The sequence below is a fragment of the Clostridium sp. ATCC BAA-442 genome, from assembly GCF_964239415.1.
GTDB classification, from domain to species: Bacteria; Bacillota; Clostridia; order Oscillospirales; family Oscillospiraceae; genus Flavonifractor; species Flavonifractor plautii.
This window is the reverse complement of record NZ_CAXSQB010000107.1, coordinates 1-1,418: the sequence shown is the minus strand read 5'-3', so window position 1 is coordinate 1,418 and position 1,418 is coordinate 1. Positions and strand designations below refer to the sequence as shown.

Genomic DNA, 1,418 nt, shown 5'->3' with positions numbered 1-1,418 from the left:
ACCCGGGAGGGAGGCTACCGCTGCGAGACTGTGCTGGAACCCCTGGATATTGTGGCCAACGCGGAAAAGACGGTTCCCCGCGCCTGGATCAACGCCGATGGGAACGGCCTGGAGCAGCCCTTCATCGACTACGTGCTCCCCCTGATTCAGGGCGTCCCTCGGGCCCCGCAGGAACACTCCCTCCCCCGCTATGCACGGCTGAAAAAGGTGCTGGTCTCTGATTTGCAGGACGCGTGCAGGCAGAGCTGATTGTACCAGATTACCTACTGATACCCGAAGCCAGCTTGGCGCTGATATCCTCATTCATTGGCCTAATTTGAAGGGGTTCAATGTCTATGAAGAGATATATGCGGGTGTTTTATGACTATTGATAACATATTAAACAGCGGAGGAACCGGCAAGCGCCAGACTGTTTACGCAAAGACTTTGGGTAAGTTGCGTAAGAAATATGAAATTTCAGAACGACGGCAAGGGGTACAGCACATCACGAGCGTTCGCGGCATTGTGAAACCCGCTTTTCAGATGTCCTACGAGGAGGATATCCTGATCAGGAGCACCTTCAACTGTAAGATGTCCGACGTGGCGCAGAACGACTCCACCAAGCGGATTGCCCTGTCACCGAAGCAGCAGAAGCTATAGAAGGACTTCATTCAGTAATGACTGCACCAACATGGACAATGACAGTATGGACTTGAAAAGACTGCGATACCTCATGAGGTACTCGGCTGCCGTAGATGGTATGGATGAAGACATCCATGCCATCTACGGCAGCGTCAATACCGCTATGGACAAGTGGTTGCCGTCGGAGCAGTGGCAACGGGCGGAAAAGCTCCACTTGTCCTGAAGTGGCAGGTTTCTGTAATCAGATAAAAATAGCCGATATGGTGAGATATTTGACGGAATTAAAAGTTGTAAAAACAAATATATCCCGATAAGAGCCCAAAACATAATGAACGAGGGTCGAATTTTGGAACCGTATTCTGGACTTCTTCAAAAGTCGGTCCCTGTTTGCCTTTTTAAAATTGCAGGGAATTTGTCGTTATGGACGATAGTAAAAACTTGGACAATCAAATTCGTGCATAACCCAAAATGGCATAGAGGATGAAAGCCAGAGGCCGAACCTTGCTCTATATAGAGAACCCTGTACCGAATGATATAGTTCGCAGGCGGAAACCTCAATATATTATATTATTGGATGGTGTGTTAAGTTTAAGTCTACCAAATGTCTACCAAAAGCAGCCCGGAACCGTTGCGGTTCCGGGCCTTTTTGTGCTTGGCATGCCCGGCGTGTCTACCAGAGGTCTACCAACGCCACTTTTTGCCGCTCTTTTGTGTTATTTAGAACTGCATGTGGGGGGAATCCCTCCTTTTTCATGGCTTGCAAGGGGCGTCATACGCCCCTCTGGCTCAAAATTCAG

Annotated in this window: 2 protein-coding genes and 1 pseudogene; all 3 read left to right on the top strand. The window is 49.2% G+C overall.

Annotated elements, in window-relative coordinates:
* Positions 1-249: pseudogene (locus ACESY8_RS19665) on the top strand (6-phosphofructokinase); the annotation flags it as partial.
* 255 nt (positions 250-504) lie between these two features.
* The gene (locus ACESY8_RS19660) at positions 505-639 is read left to right on the top strand and encodes a hypothetical protein (protein ID WP_256291321.1); all 135 of its coding nucleotides are present in this window, start codon (positions 505-507) and stop codon (positions 637-639) included.
* A 46-nt stretch (positions 640-685) separates the two neighbouring features.
* Entirely contained in the window at positions 686-844 is a 159-nt protein-coding gene (locus ACESY8_RS19655) for a hypothetical protein (RefSeq protein ID WP_153810761.1), read from the top strand.
* Positions 845-1,418 lie beyond the last annotated feature (574 nt).